Consider the following 16,626-nt stretch of genomic DNA (forward strand, 5'->3'; position numbering starts at 1 on the left):
GAGCGTTGGATATAGCTATCTGCGGTGAGGGAGGGATTTGAACCTTGGCCTTCTTACCGCTTTAAATGGTTATTTTGATGGTTTTTGACTGGTTACCCACCGCTTAAGATCTTTATGCTGTTTGCTACAAAAGCCGAAACCAATATAAAGTTGAAATTTACATTATTCCAAGCAGGCTGAGAGTACACGTGATCAACAATCGACTAAGATATTTATCAAAAAAAACACAGAGAAATAACCAACGGTACTCACCAGGAGGTAAAATAAACAGCAATCGGCCTATCAATCAACCTAACGCTTTTTAACCTGGGTGGCGGTAAGCCCTTTGGGACCTTTGGCGGTTCCAAACTGCACCTGATCATTTTCTTTGGCTGGAAAAGTAAGTTCATTGACATGGAAAAAGACGTTTTCTCCTGTATTTCCATCACAGATAAACCCGAAACCTTTAGCGGTATTAAAAAAACTGATGATTCCCGTGTTCGGTTCTGAAGTCTCATCTTTCTTCTTGGGCGTGGATATCACAATTGCAGATACATCTGACCCCGCAGGTCTTTTAGTTGCAGGCGGTATTGATGTAAGATTACCATTTTCGTCCAGATAAGCCATCATTTCGTCCAGCGTTTTGCCTTTATCAGAGTTGGCTTTGCGCTGCTCCATACGGTATTTTTTATCCTGTTGCTTTTTCAGCCGTTTTTTTTCTTTTTCTTTTTTATTGAAGGTTTCGTTGGATTTTCCCATAGTTTTAATGTAGTGTATAAAACAAAACACCCGTCCCATTGAAGGGACAGGTGTTACCGTAAGTTTATAGTGATAATTAAATTACTTTTACGTTCACTGCGTTCAGGCCTTTTTTACCGCTCTCCACGTCAAAGCTCACTTTGTCGTTTTCACGGATCTCGTTGATGAGGCCTGTTGAATGTACAAAAACATCTGTTCTTGTATCATCTTGTGAAATAAATCCAAACCCTTTGGAGATGTTGAAAAATTTCACTGTTCCTTCTTTTTGCATTTAAAAACTATTTAATGATAGTCAGGCAAGGTAGAGCTAATAATTGGTATATTTTTACTTTTGGTTAAATAAATAAAAATATATCTAATCAAAATAACAAAAGATAAAGTATTTACACCTTTATGTAAATTATTCAATTCTTTTACCTACATTGCGTAACATACCTCCTACACCGCAACTCTTAGATATTGCCGCCAACTGATTCAGGTGATCTTTAAGCTTCCCAGTTTAATCTGAATCAGCTATATGAATGGATAATCAACAAGCCCTTACGGGCAGCGCAGATGCGCAACAACATTTTCTGGCCAGGCAGATCAGTATTTTTTTATTCGACCTGAAAAACGAAGCAGCCGAAAATGGTTTTAAAGCAGACGAATCATGGACAATACAGTTAGCCACCGATGCTGAAATGGCCAGCCTGATAAGAGATCATCGTCCACTGGTATCATTAAAATTAAAACCAGAAGCTTTGCTTAATATCTATCAAAAGGTAAAAAGTAAATTACAGCAACCCTTAAGTAAGGAAGACATAACGCTTTCAGTTACCGACCTGCAAAACGGCGAGAAAAAACATTTAGCCGCATATCCGATAAGGAGAGTTCGTAAATAATCGGCCACACTTATTCAAAACTAATTTTATGGCTTTTTTAGATCACGTTCTGCAGCCGCCAACTTATGGCTGGCAGGATGATAATGGGCATCTGGTAAAACCAGGTAAAGCGATTCTGTTGCAAGAATTTTTCAGCAGGCTAAACCTGATTAAAAATCGCAAGAACTGGCTGCCTTTCATAAGCTGGTTAAAGGTGCTTTGCCTGGTGCCTTTTTTTGTGCTGTTCGTTTTTAAATTTTTCACCGTGTGGACGCTGCTTGCCGCATTTGTTTATGGGATGATCATTATGGGCACGCATGGCACCGTCTGGCACCATCGGTATTGTACGCATAGGGCTTACCGTTTCAGTAATAATTTCTGGCGGTTCGTTACCCGGCACCTTACGCTTAATATCATACCTGAAGAGATCTATGTGGTTTCTCACCATGTGCACCATGCCAAATCTGACAAACCTGGCGATCCTTATAACGCTGATGGTGGCTTTTGGTATTGCTTCCTCGCCGACGTTAATCATCAGCCCATCGCGAACGACCTTAACGAAGCCGACTACAACCGTATCAGTCGCCTGATGGTGCATACCGGGGTAAAGGGCAATAGTTATCGGCAGTATCAACGCTGGGGATCATACGCCAGGCCGTTGGCTACGTTGATCACCTGGCTGGTCAACTGGTGTTTCTGGTACGCCGCGTTTTATCTGGCGGGGGGACATGCCTTGGCATGTTCGCTGTTTGCTGCCGCAGGCGTTTGGGCGATTGGCGTACGTACGTTTAATTACGATGGCCATGGCCATGGAAAAGACAAACAACGTGAAGGCGTAGACTATCACCGCGACGACAAATCAATCAACCAGTTGTGGCCGGGTTTTGTGGCCGGCGAATGGCATAACAACCATCACCTCTATCCAAAAAGTGCCCGCAGCGGGTTCAAATCTTATCAATTGGATACAGCCTGGCTGTACATACGCCTGCTTTATCTTTTGGGCGCTGTAACAAGTTACCGGGATGATAAGCAGAATTTCCTTAACAAATATATCCACCATAACCCTGGACATTCTGTTTATGAGACAGTTAAAGATCACACCGTCGATTACTAACCGCGACAGCCAGTCGCTGGATCAGTATCTGAACGACATCAGCAAGATTGACATGATCACGGCCGATGAAGAGGTGACGCTAACACAGCTGATTCGCGATGGCGACCAGGCTGCACTGCATAGGCTAACCCGGGCCAACCTGCGTTTCGTGGTATCCGTTTCTAAAAAGTTTCAGAATCAAGGGCTATCGCTTAACGATCTGATCAGCGAAGGTAACCTGGGGCTAATCAAGGCGGCACAGCGTTTTGATGAAACTAAAGGTTTTAAATTTATTTCTTATGCAGTGTGGTGGATACGTCAGGGAATTTTACAAGCTATTGCCGAGCAATCACGACTGGTGCGTTTACCGCTTAACCAGATCAGTGCATTAAACCGGTTGTATCGCACAGCTTCACGGTTGGAGCAGGAGTTTGAGCGCGAGCCATCTGTTGAAGAATTAGCAGCGGCCGTAGATCGGACGACGGAAAGCGTTGCGGACATTATGAGTAAATCCCGCCGTTCATTATCACTGGATGCCAGTATTAGCGATGAAACTGAAAACTCCCTGATGGATATACTGTCCTGTGACGGAAAAGCAACTGACGACCAGCTGATGAAAGAATCATTATCGGCCACTATAGACGATGCCTTAATACAATTACCTGATCGGGAACGGACAATACTGATGCTTTTCTTCGGGATTGGCTATCCGCAGCCCTATACGCTGGAAGAAATCGGTACACGCTATCAGCTTACCCGTGAACGGGTGAGGCAATTAAAAGATAAAGCGCTCCAACACTTACGTCATTATGCCCGAAAACACGAAATGTTCAAATATCTGTAGAGTTAAGGTTCGACATTTCATAATGAAATTAACAGCTTAACGGATGCCAGGCCGGTTAAGCTGTTTTTTCACATCAACCACCGTTGTACCTGCTACCATTACCGCAGCTTTGAGTTTAGATAGACAAGTAAACTGAAGGTTTTCTTTAACATAAAATGCTGAATTAAGATTGAACAAAATTCGACGCGCAGCCCTTACAAATCAAGATGTTATATTATTTAATATATTGATCATCAACTATTTATTACACTTTTAGAGGGCGGTAAAAATACTTCTTTATATGAACTTTTTGTAAAAGCAGCAGAAATAAAAACGCCTCTAAATCATTGATTTAGAGGCGTTTGATAACCTTTGATATTCGTCTAAGCGGTGAGGGAGGGATTCGAACCCTCGGTACAGTTTCCCGTACGTCAGTTTAGCAAACTGATCCTTTCGGCCTCTCAGGCACCTCACCAGTGTTAAATAAATGTTCCCTTTTTTTCGGGACTGCAAATATAGCAATTCAAGTTACCCGTCAAAAAAAAAATTGGATTTTGCTCAAAGTATTCCTCCCCGTTTGAGTTAAGTGGCTGAATTTGTTGGAAAAAGATTTTCACGCACCCTTCCCATACCCTTAAAAAACATCAATAATCTATACGCACGTGGTAAATGCTCATCAGCATTTTCTTAAAAATGGTTTTTATTGTTTCAATATCCTTTAGGGTGATATTGCTATCGTTCAACTGGCCCTGGTTCAGTTTATAACTCACAATGCGGTCAACCAGATCGTTAATACTCTGCTCATCCGGCTCACGTAATGATCGTGAAGCCGCTTCTACAGAATCGGCCAGCATCAGCACACCGGTTTCTTTAGAGAATGGGATCGGGCCGGGATAGCGGAAGATGTTTTCGTCTATAAGTTTCTCCGGGAAGTTCTTCAGGTACGATTGATAGAAGTAATCTACCCGGGTATTACCGTGGTGGGTGCGTATAAAGTCGATCACTATTTCGGGCAGGCGCTCCTTACGGGCCATTTCGATACCGTTACTTACATGCCGGATAATGATCTGCGCGCTTTCCTCGTACGAGAGTTTATCATGCGGATTAAAGCCCGAATTTTGATTCTCGATAAAATACAGCGGGTTTTCTATCTTACCGATATCATGATACAAAGCCCCTGCCCTCACCAGCAACGAATTACCGCCAATGGTATAAATAGCATTCTCGGCCAGGTTAGCTACCTGTAGCGAGTGTTGAAAGGTACCCGGCGCGTTGAAGGCCAATTGACGCAGTAATGGCGCGTTGGTATTGGTCAGTTCTATCAGGGTGATCTCGGATGTGATCTGGAACACCTGCTCGAAAGCATAAATAAGCGGATAAGCCAGCAGGGTGAGCAGCACACTCACCACAAATGGGAAGAAATCCATCCACTCGATATTGATGAAAGTACCCTCGCGGATAAAGCAGATGCCGATGAACGACACAAAGTAAGTGAACGTGATGATCAATGCAGATACCAGGAACTGATCTCGCCGTACCAGGTTTTTTATACTATAGATAGCCACCATCCCCGCCGTGATCTCGAAGTATGCGAACTCAAAACTGTTTGGTACAAAGAAACCCGCTATCAACACCACCAGCAGGTGGATATTCAGCGCCAAACGGGTATCAAACAAAATACGGATGATAATGGGTACTATACAATAAGGTATATAGTAAATGCTGGGCAACTGTACCCTGATAGACCATGATAGCGTGGCCAGCATAGCAGTAACCACAAGCAATATTAAACTCACTAAACGGTTATCGGCATAAATATCCTTACGGAAAAGGTACAGGAATATCATTAGCAAACCAACCGCTATGGCTACCAGTAAAAATTGACCTAACAGTACCAGGTTAGGATTACCGTTAACGCGGGCATTATCCTCGAAAGCCTTTTTGTACGATTCCAGCTTTTGATAAACCTCATCGTTAATAACCGACCCTTTGGCTACAATCACTTCCCCCTTTTGCACCATGCCACGTGTAAGGGACAAGCCGTCCAGCACCTCATTTTCAAACTTTTGGGTCAGTTTATCATCGTAGCTTAGGGTATTCTGGATCCTGTCATCAATAATATCCAACAAAAAAGCTTTATTAATATCGGGGCTTGCCTGCAATTGCTGGTTACAATAGGCCATTGCACGTTCGTGAGTGTACAGGTCGGTAGTGTTTTTATCTGTGGCGATATTTTTAAACAGGATACGTATGGTATAATTGCCATCGCCATGCTGGTATTTTGATACCAGTGTTAAAACACCGCTGTTATAAATGGTTTTAAGCAGGTTATATCCGGTTGTTAAATAACGCTCTTTCAGCCGTTCGTTAATACCGGCATTATGCCATTTTATTTCGAAATCATTTTTATAACCATTCAGTTGCTGATCGGGCACATCGGGCAGTAACTGGTAGATAGGCGTAATAGTGCGTAGCGCCGCGTCCTGATCGGTGGCCAGTTCCTGGCTGGTTTTCAGAATGGCGAAGTTATAGGGCGATACCAGATCTTTTTGGTTCCAGATGCGGCCCTTCTCGTACTCGTAACGGAATTTAGCCTGCTTGGGGAGTGTGTATACGATCAGGCATATACTCAACAGCATCATGAAATACTTGATATTACGGGCGTATTTCCTAAACAATGCCCTTTGGCGCGATGCTGATAGTGTAGCCATTTACCTGTTTAATACAGCAAAATTAGCAAGATAAAATTATTAACCTATTTTACTTGCATTTATGCTTTTTAGTTTGATATCTTTATGATATCATTTTAAATCATAATTATCATGGAATCTGAAAAATCGACCAAACCCATCTCCGGCTATTTTATGCTGATGGTTTTTATTATTTTAGTAATACTCGCTATAACCATGGGCACGATGCAGGTACCTGCCGCAAGCGTGGTATTGGGCATAACCGGCTTTCTGCTACTGCCCGGCTTTATAGTAGTAAATCCTAACGAATCGAAAGTACTTACGCTTTTTGGCAGCTATGTGGGCACAGTTAAAGTAACCGGCTTTCATTGGGTAAACCCGTTCACGGTAAAAAAGCGCTTATCGTTACGCGCCTTTAACCTTAATGGCCAGCAATTAAAGGTGAACGATAAGATCGGCAACCCTATCGAGATAGCCGCTGTAATTGTTTGGCAGGTAAAGGATACCGCTAAAGCCACCTTCGCTGTCGAGAATTATATTCAATACGTAAATATCCAAAGTGAAGCGGCTGTACGACACCTCGCTAATTCATTCCCCTATGATAACCTGGAGGATGAAACAGCTACAGTAACCCTGCGCGATGGCGCCGAGCAAGTAAGCCTGATGCTGGAACAGGAACTGACCGACCGTCTGTCGCGCGCCGGTATCGAGGTATTGGAAGCCCGTATATCGCACCTGGCCTATGCACCAGAGATCGCGAATGCCATGTTACAACGCCAACAGGCATCGGCTATTATCGCCGCCCGTAAACTGATTGTTGAAGGCGCAGTAAGTATTGTGGAGATGGCATTAGACCGTTTATCTGAAAAGAACATTGTAGAACTGGATGAGGAACGTAAAGCCAGCATGGTAAGCAACCTGCTGGTTGTGCTTTGCGGCGAACGCGCGGTATCGCCGGTAATTAATACAGGTACCTTATATAATTAATACCATGGACAATTATTTCAGGCCGTTCGATCAGCTTCGCGTTAATGAGTTAATGGTGAACCGGATCGGCTATTTTCGTCCATCGTACGAGTTGAACGATGGCCAGTTCATCTATGCTAAATTAAGCACCGCAGGCTGGTTTAAGCCAACCGCCATTTTAGAAACAGCCGACAATCGTTGGGAACTTGTACCGAAAGGATTGTTCAGGCGTACATTGTACATCAATAAGTCAGCCACGGAAAATATTGGTTCTGTTAAGCCCGAAGCATGGACCCGTAAAATAAGCCTGGGTATGAACGATGGCTTCCAGGCTCACTTCACCAGTAAAAAGGTATTTTCGCGCACAGTTTATTTAAACAGCGACCAATACGGCGATATGTTTAGTATAGAGCCCAACCTTTGGAAGTTTAAAATGCCTTTTCGTGTTACCTTTAACCGCGACATACTAAAACAGGTACCCGAAATAGGCATGTATATGCTAATCGGTATTTACATGGTGCTTTTGCGCCAGCAACAGGCAGCCGCAGCGCATTAAAATTATTATGGCCGAGAAGAAACCATTTGTATTACGCGTAAATCCTGAAATGCTGAAGGAGATAGAGGCCTGGGCTAACGACGAGTTTCGGAGCACCAATGGCCAGATAGAATATCTTTTACAGCAAGCCATCAACGTGCGCAAAAAAGGGAACAAAAAGAAAAAGCCGGAATAAAATAATTTAACCACAGAGGTCACGGAGCGAGAAACACGGAGATCACAGAGATATGCAAATTAAATATTGAGTTCGCAAGGCTCTGTGCCCTCCGTGAAAATCTCTGTGCCCTCTGTGGTTAAAATCACCCACCATTCTTTCACCACAAGAAATTCCATATCATACAACACAATATAATTTCCCACTGGTTATACTATCACATCAAAACTAATTGAAAACATGGATAGCATCAATCAGCAACAACCGGAACAGAATACAGAAAATTTAACAGGCACCGAAGCCTGGGCAAAAATGAAGGAACTGGCTGAAAAAGCCGAATCCTGCTTTTTTTGCACGAATATTAAAACCGGACTGCCGCCAAACTGCCGGCCTATGTCGCCGCAAAAGATAGACGATAACGGCGACCTGTGGTTCCTGAGTGCTAACGACAGTGTAAAAAATGCCGACATCGCCACCGACCCGATGGTGCAGCTATTCTTCCAGGCGTCGCCGCACTCGGGCTTCATGAGCGTATACGGCATCGGCAGCATCAGCGGGGATAAAGCCATTATTGATGAACTATGGGAGCCAATAATGAAAGTTTGGTTCACCGAAGGCAAGGATGATCCGCGCATCAGTGTAATTAAGGTATCGCCTACACAAGGTTATTATTGGGATAACAAGCATGGCAACGCCGTAGCGTTTGTGAAGATGGTAGCCGGGGCTATTGTAGGGAAAACCTTTGATGATTCGATTGAAGGTGAGTTAAAGCAGTAAGCCCCGATCCCGCAGGCCATTTAGATACGAAGCAATCTCTACACTCAAAGGTCCGACTTTATAGTCCTCCTGTATAGCTTAGAGATTGCTTCGTGCCTCGCAATAACGCGGTGGTAATTGTAATGACGTAGTGGTAAACTATATCACCCCTGCCTTCTCCAACTCCTCCGCCATTTGCCGTTGCAAACTTAAAGCTTCGGCACGGGCGGCATCGGCAAAATCTTCACCGTTTGACGCGTAGATAATGGAGCGCGAGGCGTTTACCAGCAGGCCGCAATCTTTGGTCATGCCGTATTTACATACATCTTCTAAACTGCCGCCCTGCGCACCTACGCCGGGTACCAGCAAAAAGTTATCGGGCGCGTATTGGCGGATATTGGTAAACTCGGTGCTTTTGGTAGCCCCTACTACATACATAATACGGTCGGCACCGGCCCAGGTATTGGCTTTTTTAATTACAGCTTCGTACAAAAAATCATCGCCCGTTTGCAGGTACTGAAAATCTTTGCTGCCAACGGATGAAGTGAGCGCCAGGATGATCACCCATTTGCCATCATAAGCAAGATAAGGCTTCACGCTGTCGTTACCCATATATGGGGTTACGGTAATGGCATCGAAACCCATGCCCGATTCAGCCTCATCAAAAAAAGCGCGGGCATATTTGTCGGAGGTATTGCCGATATCGCCACGCTTGGCATCAATAATATTAAGGGTATCTTTTGGCAGATATTTGCAGGTATCAATCAAAGCCTGTAAGCCCTTAATCCCATAAGCCTCGTAAAAGGCAGAATTGGGTTTGTAGGCCACACATAAGTCGGCGGTGGCATCGATGATGCGTTTGTTAAATTCGAAGATCGGGTCGGGATATGCTTTTAAAAATTCAGGGATCTTATCGATATCGGTATCCAGCCCCACACATAAAAACGATTTTTTTTTCTTGATCTCAGCTATTAATTGTTCCCTTGAAAGCATATTATATTTGGTAAAATGTATTTCGCGTGTAAAAAAACTAAAAATAAACCGAAGCGTTATAGTGGTATGAAAGATATTTTATTAAAAATTTTGAAATAATAAATTATATTAACTAAAATTGCAGCGTTATCCTTTTGAATTTTTCTTGCACCAAAGAAACAATTTAAAAAATTCCACTTTATTTATTGATATAATACAGGTCTTTTTCCGTTTCGTTTGTGTGTCTGGGGTAAACAAATATCTCTCATTTTTTTAAAAATCCTTTTGAATTATAAATTCATCACATGTCTGATAATACTCATGAATTGAACGATAAACTCGTTTCAGAACTGCGTGATATGGCCAGAAGTTTAGGCATTGCCGAAGCTGATGAGCTGCGCAAACCCCAATTAATTGTACGCATTGTTGAACAGCAGCAGCTTATTGAAGCCGCCCGCGCCCAGCAAAGCGCCCTGGCCAGCAATTATGCCGAAATTACCCCGGATGCCCCTGCTGCCGAAGCCGAAGAAAAGCCACGTAAAAGAACCCGTGTTGTAAAGGCAAAAACACCAGAGCCGCGTGTACCGCTTACCGATACCAACCTGTTTGATCAGGGCGATGATGACGAGCCGCAAAGATATAATGACGACGAGGCCCCTGTAGCCGCCGAAGAACCATCGCAGGTAATTACCGGCGACGACGATGAGCCAGTTGTAAAAACAGAGGAACGCCCAGCCGAGCGCCCTGCTAAATTTGAGCGCCGTAATAACCAGCAAAGTCAACAACAGCAGCAACAGGCGAAAGCCCCCGAGGTTAATCTTGATTTTGATAACGTTATTGTAAACGAGGGTGTGCTTGAAATTATGCCTGATGGCTATGGCTTCCTGCGCTCATCCGACTATAACTACCTGACCTCGCCCGATGATATTTATGTATCGCAATCGCAAATAAAGCTGTTCGGCTTAAAAACCGGCGATACCGTGCGCGGCAGCATCCGCCCGCCAAAAGAGGGCGAAAAATATTTCCCGCTGGTACGTGTGGAGGCCATTAACGGCCGCATCCCGGCCGAAGTGCGCGACCGTGTACCTTTCGATCACTTAACGCCGCTGTTCCCATCGGAAAAACTGAACCTGTTTACCGATCCGGGCAATAACTCAACCCGTATAATGGACCTGTTCTCGCCGATCGGTAAAGGTCAGCGTGGTTTAATTGTGGCCCAGCCAAAAACCGGTAAAACCATGTTGCTGAAGGATGTGGCCAACGCTATCGCCAAAAACCACCCTGAAGTTTACCTGATCATCCTGCTGATTGACGAACGCCCTGAAGAGGTTACCGATATGGCCCGCAGCGTGCGCGCCGAAGTTATCGCGTCGACCTTTGACGAACCGGCCGAGCGCCACGTAAAAATCGCCAACATTGTATTGGAAAAAGCTAAGCGCATGGTAGAGTGCGGACATGATGTGGTGATCCTGTTAGACTCGATCACCCGTTTGGCCCGTGCTTATAACACCGTTGCCCCTGCTTCGGGTAAGATCTTATCTGGTGGTGTGGATGCTAACGCGCTGCACAAACCTAAGCGTTTCTTTGGCGCTGCCCGTAATATTGAGGATGGCGGCTCGCTGACCATCATTGCTACAGCGCTGACTGAAACCGGGTCGAAGATGGACGAAGTGATCTTTGAAGAATTTAAAGGTACCGGTAACATGGAGTTGCAGCTTGATCGTAAACTATCTAACAAACGTATCTTCCCTGCTATCGACCTTACCGCTTCGAGCACCCGCCGCGACGACTTGCTGCTTGAGCGTGATACGCTGCAACGTATCTGGATACTGCGTAACCACCTGGCCGATATGAACTCGCAGGAATCGATGGAGTTCTTGCTGACGCAGATGAGAGGTACCCGTTCAAACGAGGAATTCCTGATCTCGATGAACTCGTAAGTTGAGAGATCCATTGGTAATGATTTAACCATAAAGGGCACGAAGCTTTTAGATTCGATGACTTTTTATCTGTATCCATTTAAGGACACAAAGCTAAGCGGTGATTGACGCCTTAGCTTTGTGTCCTTTTTCGTTTTCGCATTATAAAACTTCGTGCACTTTGTGGATCTATTTCTATTTGCAAATCTTTGTGAACTTTGCGGTTAAATTGCCCCGAACAAGCAAACTTTAGTCAGCGCTTCTTCATTGGTTCATAAATTCTTGCTAACTTCACGCCATTATATGAGGAAGCGAGTAAAAAAACATTTACCCAATGCCATCACCTGTGCTAACTTGTTCAGCGGTTGTGTGGGTATTGTATTTGCCTTTAGCGATAACCTGATATTTGCCGCTTATTGTATTTTTCTCTCCGCTATTTTCGATTTTTTTGATGGCTTTGCTTCACGCGTACTGCAATCATTCTCGGGCATAGGTAAGGATCTCGATTCGCTGGCAGATATGGTGAGCTTTGGCTTCCTGCCTTCGGCTATTTTGTACGAGTTGTTCCTGAAATCGCCGCAGATCTATAACATTGGCGATTTTATGTGCTTTATCGCCTTCGCCATCGCGGTATTTTCGGCATTACGCCTGGCCAAGTTTAATATCGATACCCGCCAGGCCGAAATTTTTATCGGTTTGCCCACACCGGCCAACGCTATTTTGATCGCCTCGTTACCATTTATCGTACAGCAATACCCGGCTTTAAACTTCTATATTTTAAACCGTTACACGCTTACCATACTTGATGTGGTGATGTGCGCCCTGCTGGTTGCCGAGTTGCCGCTGATATCACTGAAGTTTAAACCTAAGGACCCGCGCAATCTTTACCGTTATTTATTGCTGTTATTCTCGGCTATTTTGATACTATTTTTTAAATTTGCCGCAGTTCCGGTGGTGATATTTATTTACATCACCCTATCTATCATTCAATTTAAATTCGACAATGACAAAGTTCCAGGCTGAGATCGACGTAATGCCCAAAAAAGAAATTCTTGACCCGCAAGGTAAAGCCGTAACCGGCAGCATGAAAAACCTGGGCTTGCCAGAAATTCAGAACATCCGCATAGGCAAACACGTATCGCTTGAAATTGAGGCTGAAAACGAAGAAGTTGCCCGCCAAAAGGTTGACCAGGCCTGCAAAAGCTTATTAGCTAACCTGATTATGGAAAGCTATACTTTTACTATAGAAGCAGTTTAAGCGAGAGATTGGAGATTAAAGGTTAGAAATTAGGATTATACCGATATAAAAAAAGGTAAAAGACTTTATGCCTTTTACCTTTCTTTTTTCTCTCTCTTATAGCGAAGTTTTACAGCATTGCTTCCGTGTCTGATTTTATTTTTGCCAGTTTACCCAGGTTATTAGTGATCACCGAATTCAGCCAGCCAAATTTAGTGTTGATGGTGTCGGGGTCTTGTCCGCCTGCCTTGCAAAGTAATTCCACCTCCTGCATGGTCGATTGACATTCGAGCATACCGAAAAAGCCAAGATTAGGTTTCAGTTTATGCGCCGCACCGCCTGCTGTGGCCCACTCTCCTGCCGCAATAGCCGAGGAAATGGTGTTCAGCAACTCCGGAGTTTGCTGCAAAAACATATCGATAGAGTCAACGATGAACTCGTTACTGCCATCGGCAATTTCATAAAGAAATGAAAGGTCAAAATCCTGGTTGTCCGACATAATATTATTTTCTACCTCAAATTTATAATTTTTTAACAATCAAGCAATCCTGCAAGTTATTTTTAAGTTGCAGCATATTGATTTTAAGTACCGGGTGCAACAACTCCGGAGCGATCTCGGCCAGTGGTTCTAAGGTAAAACGCCTGTTTTGCAGTTCGGGATGGGGTATTATTAAACCCGGCTTATTGATAATAATATCATCATAAAATAATATATCGATATCTATGGTGCGCGCCCCCCATTTTTCTGCCCGCTTGCGGCCAAGGTTCAGCTCTATTTGCAATATCCGTGCCAGCACCTCGTGGGCCTGTAATTCGGTTTCAACAATAATTACCTGGTTAAGGTAATCAGCCTCATCGGTTTTGCCCCATGCCTGTGTTTCATAAACAGATGATTGTTGGGCTACCGTGCCTATTTCTTCCCCGATAAGCGCTATCGCCTTGCTTAAATATGCAAACCTATCCCCCAAATTACCACCAAGCAGCAAAAAAACCTTAACCATGTTGTAACAAATATTATTGATAACGCTCTTAGCAGTAATGCGATGTTGAATTGCTAAGTTTGCATAGATAAACAGATTAAATTTTTTAATGAAACAATTTTTCAAATTTGTACTGGCCACTATTGTAGGTATCGTTTTTACAAGTTTTATTTTACTTATCATTTTGGTTGGTATCATAGTGGGAGCCAGCAGCGAAAAGCCTGTCGACGTGCTTTCAAACTCGGTACTGCACGTATCGTTTACCCGGGCTATTCCCGAACGTACACCCAATAACCCGCTGGCCGGACTGAGCTTTTTAGGGCTTGATGGCGAAAAATCAATAGGCTTGAACGATATTTTGGCCAACATTAAAAAAGCTAAAACTGATGATAATATAAGAGGCATTTTCCTTGATGAAAGCTATATGCTGTCGGGACAGGCCACTACCGAGGAAGTGCGTAACGCGCTGCTCGATTTTAAAAAATCGGGGAAATTTATCATCGCTTATTCCGAAATTTACACACAGGGCTTCTACTACCTGGCATCAGTTGCCGATAAGGTTTATATCAATCCAAAAGGCATTTTCGAGTTTAGCGGCTTCAGTCAGCAGATCACTTTTTTGAAGGGCGCTATGGATAAACTGGGAATCGAAGCACAGGTTATTAAGGTGGGGACCTACAAAAGCGCTGTAGAGCCATACATCCTGAATAAAATGAGCGACGCTAACCGAGAACAGGTAAACTCTTACCTCGGTTCGCTATACGAGCACTTCCTTACCGGTATTGGCAAAGCCCGCAATGTTAACCGCGATACCCTTTTTGACATTGCCAATAACATGAAGGTGCAGTTCCCTGAAGACGCGCTGAAGTATAAGCTGGTTGACGGCCTGAAGTATAAGGATGAAGTGCTGGACGAATTAAAATCGCGCACATCGACCGACAAAAAGAAGAACCTGCACAGCGTTGAAATTGGCGAATACACCAAAAGTGGCGTAAAAGACGACAATACCGATACCGAAAAAGCTACGGCGGGCGACAAAATAGCGGTGATCTATGCCTCGGGCGAGATCAATGGCGGCGATGGCGACGAGAACACCATCGGTTCGGAAACGGTATCGAAGGCCCTGCGCCAGGTGCGTTTAGATAACAAGGTAAAAGCGGTAGTGCTGCGTGTAAATTCGCCGGGCGGCAGTTCGCTGGCATCGGATGTGATATGGCGCGAGGTAAAACTGACGCATGATGTTAAGCCGATCATCGTATCGATGGGCGATTACGCGGCTTCGGGCGGTTATTATATCTCCTGTGCGGCCGATTCTATTATTGCCGAACCAAATACTATCACCGGCTCTATCGGTATATTCGCCATACTGCCCAACATGCAAAAGTTGTTTAACGATAAACTGGGCGTAACCTTTGATGGTGTAAAGACCGGCAAATACGCCGACCTGGGCGACATCAGCCGCCCGCTTACTCCGGAAGAGCACGCGATCCTGCAAAACCAGGTGAACCGTGGTTACGATGACTTTACCAAACACGTAGCCGACGGCCGCAAGAAAACGCAGCAATACATCAACAGCATTGGCCAGGGGCGGGTGTGGACAGGTACCCAGGCCATTAAATTAGGCTTGGTTGACCGCTTAGGCAATATTAACGATGCCGTGAACATGGCCGCCAAAAAAGCCAAAGTGACGGATTATAAACTGGTTACCTACCCCGAGCAAAAAAGTATTTTCAACAAATTTGGCCAGGGCCTTACCGCCGAGGTTAAAACGCGGATGCTGCAAAACGAACTGGGCGAAAGCTATAACACCTATCAACAAATCAAATCGGTTACACACCTGATGCGCACGCCACAGGCGAGGTTGCCGTTTGATGTGGTGATAAAGTAAAACATCTTAAAGCCGCCCGACCGGCGGCTTTTTTTATTGGCATTCACGTCATGCTGAACTTGTTTCAGCATCCCATGTAAAGGTCGATAATGCATTGCTTGACTATGCAAGTGGGATACCGAAACAAGTTCGGCATGACGTTTTGCTTTTATCTAAGAACTATTTATAACCTTATAAATCTACGATCTTAAATAAGCGTTAGGCACATTATTGGGCATATAATCAATCCCATAAGCATGTTTTATTAATAAAGGGATCGTCTCGGTCATGATTACTTTTTCTGTTCTGTGCACTTGTGGCAGCAAACCCATCATGGCGTAGCTTATAGGGTTCACCGCCGGGATAAACGTTTCCCACTCGTAGCCCTGCCCCCATACCAGGCCTTTAACCTGGTGGTTAAGGTCGGCGCCATTATCTAACAGGAAATGCATCATATCAACCGAGTTGTTTCCGTTTTGATTAACCGTATGAAAAACAGGCGTATGCCCGCCGAAACCATACGCATCAATCGCTGCCCGGGCGTTTACATCGGCGCCGTGTTGCAAAAGTATTTCGGCACAGGCCAGGCTGTTATATTCGGCGCAATAATGCATCAACATTCCGCCAGTTAAAGGTGTGTAAGTATTTTTATAGCGAAAGTAAGTTTTAGTTACAGCATCGGGGTTTGCAGCAATAGCCGCTTGCAGCATTTCCGGGTTATGGGCCAGTACAGCCAGCAAGGCATTGTCGTCAAATACCAATCCGGCAGCAATAAATTCCCTAACGCAATCTTTAAACTTTGGGCCGCGGGCATACATCTCTACCATCCAGGTGAATAGCGGTACGCCCCTGCTACTGGTCCCGTTAGGGTCGCCCCCATCTTTAAAATACGCGCGTAAACCTTCAACCGAATGAGTTTCTATATGATAAATGGCTTTGCTAAAATCGGGCATGGTGTTTTTTATATAAAGCTACAATATCCTGCAGCAATTTTAAAACTTAGCAAGGGCTTAAG

18 protein-coding genes and 1 tRNA gene are annotated in these 16,626 nt (G+C 44.3%); 11 read left to right on the plus strand and 8 right to left on the minus strand.

Going from position 1 to position 16,626, the window contains the following annotated elements; all coding sequences use genetic code 11:
- Nucleotides 1-291: 291 nt before the first annotated feature.
- On the minus strand, nt 292-738 hold the full coding sequence (locus HQ865_RS12325; protein WP_173415183.1) for a cold-shock protein: 447 nt from the start codon (nt 736-738) through the stop codon (nt 292-294).
- A gap of 76 nt (nt 739-814) precedes the next feature.
- Nucleotides 815-1,009, minus strand: a complete 195-nt coding sequence (locus HQ865_RS12330) for a cold-shock protein (protein ID WP_173415184.1) — start codon at nt 1,007-1,009, stop codon at nt 815-817.
- A gap of 250 nt (nt 1,010-1,259) precedes the next feature.
- On the opposite strand from HQ865_RS12330, the gene HQ865_RS12335 reads away from it, so the two are divergent.
- Genes HQ865_RS12335 through HQ865_RS12345 form a run of 3 tightly spaced genes read left to right on the plus strand, consistent with a single transcriptional unit; the run spans nt 1,260 to nt 3,535 of the window.
- On the plus strand, nt 1,260-1,619 hold the full coding sequence (locus tag HQ865_RS12335; RefSeq protein WP_173415185.1) for a hypothetical protein: 360 nt from the start codon (nt 1,260-1,262) through the stop codon (nt 1,617-1,619).
- 28 nt (nt 1,620-1,647) lie between these two features.
- Nucleotides 1,648-2,712 carry a fatty acid desaturase gene (locus tag HQ865_RS12340; protein ID WP_173415186.1) on the plus strand — a complete coding sequence of 355 codons (1,065 nt, stop codon included), beginning with the start codon at nt 1,648-1,650 and terminating at the stop codon, nt 2,710-2,712.
- Nucleotides 2,678-3,535, plus strand: a complete 858-nt coding sequence (locus HQ865_RS12345) for a sigma-70 family RNA polymerase sigma factor (RefSeq protein WP_173415187.1) — start codon at nt 2,678-2,680, stop codon at nt 3,533-3,535. Before HQ865_RS12340 ends, HQ865_RS12345 begins: the two co-directional genes overlap by 35 nt.
- 367 nt (nt 3,536-3,902) lie before the next feature.
- Here the strand turns inward: HQ865_RS12345 and HQ865_RS12350 are convergent.
- Nucleotides 3,903-3,989, minus strand: a tRNA-Ser gene (locus HQ865_RS12350).
- Nucleotides 3,990-4,158: 169 nt separating this feature from the next.
- Nucleotides 4,159-6,225 carry an HD family phosphohydrolase gene (locus HQ865_RS12355; protein WP_237073797.1) on the minus strand — a complete coding sequence of 689 codons (2,067 nt, stop codon included), beginning with the start codon at nt 6,223-6,225 and terminating at the stop codon, nt 4,159-4,161.
- A 111-nt stretch (nt 6,226-6,336) separates the two neighbouring features.
- Between HQ865_RS12355 and HQ865_RS12360 the strand changes: the two genes are divergently transcribed.
- The 4 genes from HQ865_RS12360 (at nt 6,337) to HQ865_RS12375 (ending at nt 8,657) form a co-directional block, all read left to right on the plus strand.
- Complete coding sequence (locus HQ865_RS12360; RefSeq protein WP_173415188.1) at nt 6,337-7,191, plus strand: SPFH domain-containing protein; 855 nt, start codon at nt 6,337-6,339, stop codon at nt 7,189-7,191.
- A 4-nt stretch (nt 7,192-7,195) separates the two neighbouring features.
- Nucleotides 7,196-7,726: a hypothetical protein gene (locus HQ865_RS12365; RefSeq protein ID WP_173415189.1), complete on the plus strand. Its 531-nt coding sequence runs from the start codon at nt 7,196-7,198 to the stop codon at nt 7,724-7,726.
- 7 nt (nt 7,727-7,733) lie between these two features.
- Nucleotides 7,734-7,901: an Arc family DNA binding domain-containing protein gene (locus HQ865_RS12370; RefSeq protein ID WP_173415190.1), complete on the plus strand. Its 168-nt coding sequence runs from the start codon at nt 7,734-7,736 to the stop codon at nt 7,899-7,901.
- Nucleotides 7,902-8,120: 219 nt separating this feature from the next.
- Complete coding sequence (locus tag HQ865_RS12375; RefSeq protein WP_173415191.1) at nt 8,121-8,657, plus strand: pyridoxamine 5'-phosphate oxidase family protein; 537 nt, start codon at nt 8,121-8,123, stop codon at nt 8,655-8,657.
- A gap of 138 nt (nt 8,658-8,795) precedes the next feature.
- Here the strand turns inward: HQ865_RS12375 and pyrF are convergent, their stop codons facing one another.
- Entirely contained in the window at nt 8,796-9,629 is an 834-nt protein-coding gene (gene pyrF / locus HQ865_RS12380) for an orotidine-5'-phosphate decarboxylase (RefSeq protein ID WP_173415192.1), read from the minus strand.
- A 284-nt stretch (nt 9,630-9,913) separates the two neighbouring features.
- Here pyrF and rho point away from each other — a divergent pair, with 284 nt between their 5' ends.
- The 3 genes from rho (at nt 9,914) to purS (ending at nt 12,785) form a co-directional block, all read left to right on the plus strand.
- Nucleotides 9,914-11,548: a transcription termination factor Rho gene (gene rho / locus HQ865_RS12385; protein WP_173415193.1), complete on the plus strand. Its 1,635-nt coding sequence runs from the start codon at nt 9,914-9,916 to the stop codon at nt 11,546-11,548.
- A gap of 282 nt (nt 11,549-11,830) precedes the next feature.
- Nucleotides 11,831-12,550, plus strand: coding sequence for a CDP-alcohol phosphatidyltransferase family protein (locus HQ865_RS12390; protein ID WP_173415194.1), 720 nt, complete (start codon nt 11,831-11,833; stop codon nt 12,548-12,550).
- On the plus strand, nt 12,531-12,785 hold the full coding sequence (gene purS, locus HQ865_RS12395) for a phosphoribosylformylglycinamidine synthase subunit PurS (protein ID WP_173415195.1): 255 nt from the start codon (nt 12,531-12,533) through the stop codon (nt 12,783-12,785). Before HQ865_RS12390 ends, purS begins: the two co-directional genes overlap by 20 nt.
- Nucleotides 12,786-12,894: 109 nt before the next feature.
- On the opposite strand, the gene HQ865_RS12400 is transcribed toward purS, so the two are convergent.
- Together HQ865_RS12400 and folK are read right to left on the minus strand one after the other, a co-directional pair.
- Nucleotides 12,895-13,263 (minus strand): Hpt domain-containing protein, encoded by a 369-nt coding sequence (locus HQ865_RS12400; RefSeq protein WP_173415196.1) that lies wholly within the window; start codon nt 13,261-13,263, stop codon nt 12,895-12,897.
- 22 nt (nt 13,264-13,285) lie between these two features.
- Nucleotides 13,286-13,765 (minus strand): 2-amino-4-hydroxy-6-hydroxymethyldihydropteridine diphosphokinase, encoded by a 480-nt coding sequence (gene folK, locus HQ865_RS12405; protein WP_173415197.1) that lies wholly within the window; start codon nt 13,763-13,765, stop codon nt 13,286-13,288.
- 88 nt (nt 13,766-13,853) lie between these two features.
- Here folK and sppA point away from each other — a divergent pair, with 88 nt between their 5' ends.
- A complete protein-coding gene (gene sppA / locus HQ865_RS12410) occupies nt 13,854-15,632 on the plus strand; it encodes a signal peptide peptidase SppA (protein ID WP_173415198.1) in 1,779 nt (592 codons plus the stop codon).
- Between the two features lie 179 nt (nt 15,633-15,811).
- Here the strand turns inward: sppA and HQ865_RS12415 are convergent, their stop codons facing one another.
- The gene (locus HQ865_RS12415; RefSeq protein ID WP_173415199.1) at nt 15,812-16,564 is read right to left on the minus strand and encodes an ankyrin repeat domain-containing protein; all 753 of its coding nucleotides are present in this window, start codon (nt 16,562-16,564) and stop codon (nt 15,812-15,814) included.
- Between the last annotated feature and the right edge of the window lie 62 nt (nt 16,565-16,626).

It is taken from the genome of Mucilaginibacter mali (assembly GCF_013283875.1).
GTDB classification, from domain to species: domain Bacteria; phylum Bacteroidota; class Bacteroidia; order Sphingobacteriales; family Sphingobacteriaceae; genus Mucilaginibacter; species Mucilaginibacter mali.

Bases quoted from the DNA above. Each gene is read 5' to 3' on its own strand.
- sppA (WP_173415198.1), top strand. From the start codon at position 13,854: ATGAAACAATTTTTCAAATTTGTACTGGCCACTATTGTAGGTATCGTT.
- HQ865_RS12335 (WP_173415185.1), top strand. From the start codon at position 1,260: ATGGATAATCAACAAGCCCTTACGGGCAGCGCAGATGCGCAACAACAT.
- purS (WP_173415195.1), top strand. From the start codon at position 12,531: ATGACAAAGTTCCAGGCTGAGATCGACGTAATGCCCAAAAAAGAAATT.
- HQ865_RS12375 (WP_173415191.1), top strand. From the start codon at position 8,121: ATGGATAGCATCAATCAGCAACAACCGGAACAGAATACAGAAAATTTA.
- HQ865_RS12330 (WP_173415184.1), bottom strand. From the start codon at position 1,009: ATGCAAAAAGAAGGAACAGTGAAATTTTTCAACATCTCCAAAGGGTTT.
- HQ865_RS12355 (WP_237073797.1), bottom strand. From the start codon at position 6,225: ATGGCTACACTATCAGCATCGCGCCAAAGGGCATTGTTTAGGAAATAC.
- HQ865_RS12345 (WP_173415187.1), top strand. From the start codon at position 2,678: ATGAGACAGTTAAAGATCACACCGTCGATTACTAACCGCGACAGCCAG.
- HQ865_RS12400 (WP_173415196.1), bottom strand. From the start codon at position 13,263: ATGTCGGACAACCAGGATTTTGACCTTTCATTTCTTTATGAAATTGCC.
- HQ865_RS12415 (WP_173415199.1), bottom strand. From the start codon at position 16,564: ATGCCCGATTTTAGCAAAGCCATTTATCATATAGAAACTCATTCGGTT.
- HQ865_RS12340 (WP_173415186.1), top strand. From the start codon at position 1,648: ATGGCTTTTTTAGATCACGTTCTGCAGCCGCCAACTTATGGCTGGCAG.
- HQ865_RS12360 (WP_173415188.1), top strand. From the start codon at position 6,337: ATGGAATCTGAAAAATCGACCAAACCCATCTCCGGCTATTTTATGCTG.
- HQ865_RS12365 (WP_173415189.1), top strand. From the start codon at position 7,196: ATGGACAATTATTTCAGGCCGTTCGATCAGCTTCGCGTTAATGAGTTA.
- pyrF (WP_173415192.1), bottom strand. From the start codon at position 9,629: ATGCTTTCAAGGGAACAATTAATAGCTGAGATCAAGAAAAAAAAATCG.
- HQ865_RS12370 (WP_173415190.1), top strand. From the start codon at position 7,734: ATGGCCGAGAAGAAACCATTTGTATTACGCGTAAATCCTGAAATGCTG.
- HQ865_RS12325 (WP_173415183.1), bottom strand. From the start codon at position 738: ATGGGAAAATCCAACGAAACCTTCAATAAAAAAGAAAAAGAAAAAAAA.
- rho (WP_173415193.1), top strand. From the start codon at position 9,914: ATGTCTGATAATACTCATGAATTGAACGATAAACTCGTTTCAGAACTG.
- folK (WP_173415197.1), bottom strand. From the start codon at position 13,765: ATGGTTAAGGTTTTTTTGCTGCTTGGTGGTAATTTGGGGGATAGGTTT.
- HQ865_RS12390 (WP_173415194.1), top strand. From the start codon at position 11,831: ATGAGGAAGCGAGTAAAAAAACATTTACCCAATGCCATCACCTGTGCT.